This window comes from Polaromonas sp. (assembly GCF_031411155.1).
Lineage (GTDB): Bacteria > Pseudomonadota > Gammaproteobacteria > Burkholderiales > Burkholderiaceae_C > Polaromonas.
The window spans coordinates 1-5,521 of record NZ_JANOAL010000032.1 but is presented as its reverse complement, the minus strand read 5'-3'; the positions used below and the strand labels follow the sequence as shown (position 1 = coordinate 5,521).

Below are 5,521 nucleotides of genomic sequence, written 5' to 3'. Positions count from 1 at the left end.
CGAGGGCGAGCAGCTGGAACTTCCCGTCACGGTCGGTGAAGAACGTGAACATGAAGAAGGAGAGCCAATCGGTGCACGGCTCGTTGAACGCGCCGAGGATGCGCGGCTTGTCCGGATCACCGGAGCGGCGCTCGAGGAGAGCCTCGGCCTCCTCGCGACCGTCGCGACCGAAATAGGTGTGGAGGAGATAGACCATCGCCCAGAGGTGACGGCCTTCCTCGACGTTGATCTGGAACAGGTTCCTCAGGTCGTACATCGACGGCGCGGTGAGGCCGAGATGGCGCTGCTGCTCCACCGAGGCCGGCTCGGTGTCGCCCTGGGTGACGATGAGGCGGCGAAAGGTGGAACGGTATTCGCCGGGCACATCCTGCCAGACGTCTTCACCGAGGTGGTCGCCGAAACCAATCTTGCGGCCCTCTTCCCGGTCGGCCAGGAAGATGCCCCAGCGGTAGTCGGGCATGGGGGTGTAGCCATAGCTGGCCCAGCCCGAGGCATCGACGCCGACCGCGGTGCGCAGGTAGACCTCCCTGGCCTTGAAGTCGCTGGGGCCCATCTCGTCCCACCAGCTTAAAAAGGCCGGCTGCCAGTGTTCCAGTGCACGCTGCAATTGGCGGTTTTCGCCGAGGTCGACGTTGTTGGGGATCAGGGCTTGCAGGTCAATGCTGCTCATGGTTCTTCCATCAAACAAGTTGCGAGCGACAGTGGCGATCTCAAGGCCAGTGCCAGCACGGAGACGGCTCAGCCGGGCCGCGGGTGGCGCCCCTTGGGGGAGGCGCCGCAGGCGCTTAGTGGGGTTACACCCTCTGTCAGTCGAATTTGGCTTTCTTGCCGGTGCCAAAGAGCTTCAAGACGCCCTCCTCGCCCACCGCGTTGGGCCGGATGAAAATCCAGTTCTGCCAGGCTGACAGTCGGCCAAAAATACGTGTCTCCATGGTCTCCCTGCCCGGAAAGCGCAGCGAAGCTTCGAGGCCGGTCATGGCGTCGGGCGACAGGCTGGCGCGCTCCTCGAGCATGATGCGGATCTCGTCGTCCCAGTCGATGTCGTCGGGCGTCAGGGTGACCAGGCCCAGCGCCAGCGCCTGGTCGGCGCGCAGCGGGCTGTCGCCCAAACCCTTCAATTGCGCGATGGTGGATTCGTCTTCGCAAAAGCGGGTTTGCAGCCGCGTCAGGCCGTTGACCGCGGCAAACCAGCCGAAGTTGGCGGCGCTCAGCTGCAGTGCCGGCGCGCTGTCCGGCGCGTCGGGCAGGTCCATCATATAGATGCGGTCGCAGGCCAGCGCCAGTTCATAAAACGTGCCGGCAAAGCACGAGCCGCAGTCCACCAGCGCAATCAGCGAGCGGCTGGTCACATCCAGCCGCGCCAGCGTGCGGCGCAAGGCGCCCGTGGTTTCCTTCACCAGCCAGTGGGCTTTCAGGCTGCCCAGCACCTGGTCCATCTTGACGACCAGCCCGGCGTCGCCGCGGGTTTTGATCACCCAGGTGCCGACGTCAGGCTCGTTGGTGCGCAGGTTCAGGATGGCATCGTCGAGTTCGCGCTGCAGCTGGAGCGGGTACCAGTTGGCGCCGGCCGCTTCAATCGCGTCGGGCGTGGACTCGACGGGCGCGGCGGGCGCCTCGAGGGTCAGGGTGGCGATGCGGCGGGCGCGGTCCACCTGCGCATCGACCGTGCTGTAGTGGTAGCCGGCGTCGTCGATGAGCCGCTTCAGGGGCGTCAGTTGAATGCATTTTAGGGTTGCAGCCCTGGTAAAACGTGTGCGGAGTGCTTCTATTTCGATAGCAAGCAGCTGGTTGAACTGCTGCGGCCTGGCGTGGGCGTCAATCAGTTTCCAGTCTTTGGCGCGGTCCGCGCGCACGCCTTCCGAGGTGCTGCAAAAGATGTCGGCCAGGTCGCGCCGCACCTTGCGCTTGTCGGTGATGCGGGTCAGTCCGCCAGTGCCGGGCAGCACGCCCAGCAGCGGCACCTCGGGCAGGCTCACCGTGCTGGAACGGTCATCCACCATCACGATGCGGTCGCAGGCCAGCGCCAGCTCATAGCCGCCGCCGGCGCAGGCGCCGGTCACGGCGGCAATCGACTGCAGGCCGTCGTGGCGTGAAGAGTCTTCGAGGCCGTTGCGGGTTTCGTTGGTGAACTTGCAAAAGTTGACCTTCCAGCCATGGGTAGACAAGCCCGGCATGTAGATGTTGGCGCCCGAGCACCAGATTTTTCCTTGCCCGACTCAAACACCACCACCTTGACCGCCGGGTGCTCAAAACGGATGCGGTTGAGCGCGTCGTGCAGTTCAATGTCGACGCCCAGGTCGTAGCTATTGAGCTTGAGCTTGTAGCCCGGCCTGATGCCGCCGTCTTCATTGATGTCGAGTTTCAGGCGCGCCACGTCGGGCTGGTCGCCGTCCACGCGCAGCGTCCAGTGCTGGTAGCGGCTCGGGTCGGTGGCAAAGCTGACCAGTTCGCGCTGCTGGCCGTCAATCAGCTGTTTGAACATCAGCGGTTCCGTCATGGTGTTCACTTCATTTCGTTGGGGGTTTGGGCCACGGCCCGGGTCAGATCCGACAGGCTTTGTTTCAGGCTGCGCGCCGCCGTGTCGACCACCGCATCGGCGCGCGCATACAGCGCTTCGCGGCTGGCCAGAATGCGGCGAATGTCGTCCAGCGCTTCGCTGGTGGCGCCGCGCGTCACGTCAAACGGCCGCATGTCGCCCTGGGCCACCACACGGGCCATGTGCTCTTCGGGGCTGGCCTTGAGCCAGACGCAGTAAAAACGGCTTTGCAGCAGGTCGAAGGTGTCGCGCTCGCTGACAATGCTGCCGCCAGTGGTCATCACCACGCCCTCGGGGTGGTCCTCGGCAATGCGAAACAGCGCGCGGCGCTCGTAGCGGCGGTAACCGCCCTGCCCGTGCAGCAGCAAGATCTCGTTCATGCTGGTGCCGGCCTCGCGCTCGATCTCGCGGTCCAGCTCGATAAACGGCACGCCGCGCTGGGCCGCGAGTTGCACCCCCAGCGTGGACTTGCCGGCGCCGCGCAAGCCGATCAGTGCCACCCGCTGCTCGCGCCCCAGCATATCCGTCAGGCCAAACGTGTTGCCCAGCAGGCTGTAAGCCTGGTCCAGCTGCGCATCGTCCAGCCTTGAGAGCAGGCCCTGCACCCGCGCCAGCGCCTGGCGCGGCGCGTCCTGCAGCAGTTCCAGCATGGAAATATTCAGCGCGCGGGCGGCGGCGGCCAGCGAGTTGATCGAGACATTGCCCTTGCCGCTTTCCACATCGGCCAGAAAGCGCTCGCTCAGGCCCGAGTCAGACGCCAGCTGTTTGCGCGTCATGCCGCGCCGGGCACGCCAGGCGCGCACACGGCTGCCGAGCTCGCTCAGCGTGGCTTTTGAATCCTGCTCCGAGATGATTTCCACAAGAACCACCGGCTTTTAAAGCTATTTGCACAAGGGGAAAATCGCAGTATGCTTCACGTAAATTCGATGTCAAGCAGTTTATTGCATCTTTTTCTGGAGATCTTTGATGAAGCTCAAAATCCTGGTGGGCACCATGACCAGCACGGCAGACTATGTGGCGCAGGCGATCCAGATGGATTGCGCCGACCTGGCGAGCGAGATCGAGGTGCTGCTGATGGACGACCTGGACATCAGCGTGTTTGATGCAGACAAGGCCGAAGATGCACTTTATCTCATCTGTTCGTCCACTTACGGCTCGGGCGACGTGCCCGACAACGCCCGCGCGCTGTACGACTCGCTGGGTTCCCAGCCGCAGTTTCTGGGCCATGTGCGCTATGGCGTGATCGCGCTGGGCGACCGCACCTATATGCAGACCTTCTGCTTTGGCGGCAAAAAATTCGACGAGCGGCTGCAGGACCTGGGCGCCCGGCGCATCGGCGAGGTCTGGTGCCACGACGCCAGCAGCGGCACCATGCCGGAAACTGAGGGCACCGGGTGGTGCCGCGAGTGGCTGGCGCAGGCCGTGCAGGCCATGGATGCCCCCGCGGCCACGGTTTAATAGCCAAATACGGCCCTAGCCCAGGTGGAACGGGCGCAGATAGCTACAAAAATAATAGCAACCGAAGACCTTCATGCAAGCCAGCCGCGCCGACCATTCGGTGAGCCCACCGGTGGTGGAGATTCCCCGCGACTACAACGCCGCGCACGACCTGCTGGCGCGCAACGCCCAGCGGCCCGGCAAGGTCGCCTTCATCAATGCGCTGAGCGGCGAGCAGCTGAGCTACGGCGAGCTGGCCGACCAGGCCCAGCGTTTGGCCAACGGCCTGCGGGCCATGGGCCTTGCGCCCGAAAGCCGCGTGATGCTGGCGTTGCTGGACACGCCCGAATGGCCGGTGGCGTTTCTTGGCTGCATTCTGGCCGGCGTGGTGCCGGTGGCGGCCAACACGCTGTTGACGCCGCAGGACTTCGACTTCATGCTGCGCGACTCGCGCGCCCAGGGCCTGATCGTCTCGCAAGCCCTGCTGCCCAGCTTTGAGCCACTGCTGGGCCAGATCGACACGCTCAAGGCCGTGATTCTGGCCGGGGCCGACAATTTGGCATCCAACACGACGCTAGCTGAGGTCATACGCGCATCACCAGCTACCAAAACAATAGCAGACACCTGTGCCGACGATGCCTGCTTCTGGCTCTATTCCAGCGGCTCCACCGGCACGCCCAAGGGCACGGTGCACCTGCACAGCCATTTGATCCAGACCGCCGAACTCTATGGCCGCGCGGTGCTGGGGATTGAAGAATCCGACGTGGTGTATTCGGCCGCCAAGCTGTTTTTTGCCTATGGCCTGGGCAACGCGCTGACCTTTCCGATGAGTGTGGGCGCCACCACCGTGCTGCTGCCGGCCCGGCCCACGCCGGCCGACGTGTTCGGCATCCTGAAAAAATACCAGCCCACGATTTTTTACGGCGTGCCCACGCTGTACGCCGCCCTGCTGGCCGACCCGGCCCGGCCCGACAAATCCGCGCTCGGGCTGCGCGTCTGCGCCAGCGCCGGCGAGGCCTTGCCGGCCCAGATCGGTCAGAAATGGGCGACCCAGTATGGCTGCGACATTCTGGACGGCATCGGCTCGACCGAAATGCTGCACATCTTCTTGAGCAACCGGCCCGGCCAGGTGCGTTACGGCACGACCGGCCAGGCGGTGCCGGGCTACCGGCTGCGCATCGTGGCCGACGACGGCCATGAATGCGCCGACGGCGAGATCGGCGAGCTGCAGATCAGCGGCCCCAGCGCCGCGCTGATGTACTGGAACAACCGCGCCAAAACCAAGGCGACCTTTGCCGGCGAATGGACCCGAAGCGGCGACAAGTACATCCGCGATGCCGATGGCTACTACACCTATGGCGGGCGCAGTGACGACATGCTCAAGGTCGGCGGCATCTATGTCTCGCCGTTCGAGGTCGAGGCCTGCCTGGCAAGCCACGCCGCCGTGCTGGAGGCGGCCGTGATTGGCCTGGCCGATGCCGATGCGCTGGTCAAGCCCAAGGCCTATGTGGTGCTCAAGGCCGGCCAGAGCGTGACGGCCGATGAACT

At 64.6% G+C, this 5,521-nt stretch carries 3 protein-coding genes and 2 pseudogenes; 2 read left to right on the top strand and 3 right to left on the bottom strand.

Annotation, left to right across the window (positions count from 1 at the left end):
• The 3 genes and pseudogenes from RMO23_RS01570 to RMO23_RS01560 all read right to left on the bottom strand — a co-directional run.
• A pseudogene (locus tag RMO23_RS01570) lies at positions 1-670 on the bottom strand (benzoyl-CoA 2,3-epoxidase subunit BoxB); the annotation flags it as partial.
• 136 nt (positions 671-806) lie between these two features.
• Positions 807-2,482: pseudogene (boxC, locus tag RMO23_RS01565) on the bottom strand (2,3-epoxybenzoyl-CoA dihydrolase).
• Between the two features lie 20 nt (positions 2,483-2,502).
• Entirely contained in the window at positions 2,503-3,396 is an 894-nt protein-coding gene (locus tag RMO23_RS01560; protein ID WP_309678342.1) for a helix-turn-helix transcriptional regulator, read from the bottom strand.
• Between the two features lie 106 nt (positions 3,397-3,502).
• On the opposite strand from RMO23_RS01560, the gene RMO23_RS01555 reads away from it, so the two are divergent.
• Together RMO23_RS01555 and RMO23_RS01550 are read left to right on the top strand one after the other, a co-directional pair.
• Positions 3,503-3,994 (top strand): flavodoxin domain-containing protein, encoded by a 492-nt coding sequence (locus tag RMO23_RS01555; protein ID WP_309678341.1) that lies wholly within the window; start codon positions 3,503-3,505, stop codon positions 3,992-3,994.
• A 73-nt stretch (positions 3,995-4,067) separates the two neighbouring features.
• Positions 4,068-5,521, top strand: a 1,454-nt coding sequence (locus tag RMO23_RS01550) for a benzoate-CoA ligase family protein (protein ID WP_309678340.1), incomplete at its 3' end; no start/stop codon positions are given.

Bases quoted from the DNA above. Each gene is read 5' to 3' on its own strand.
- RMO23_RS01555 (WP_309678341.1), top strand. From the start codon at position 3,503: ATGAAGCTCAAAATCCTGGTGGGCACCATGACCAGCACGGCAGACTAT.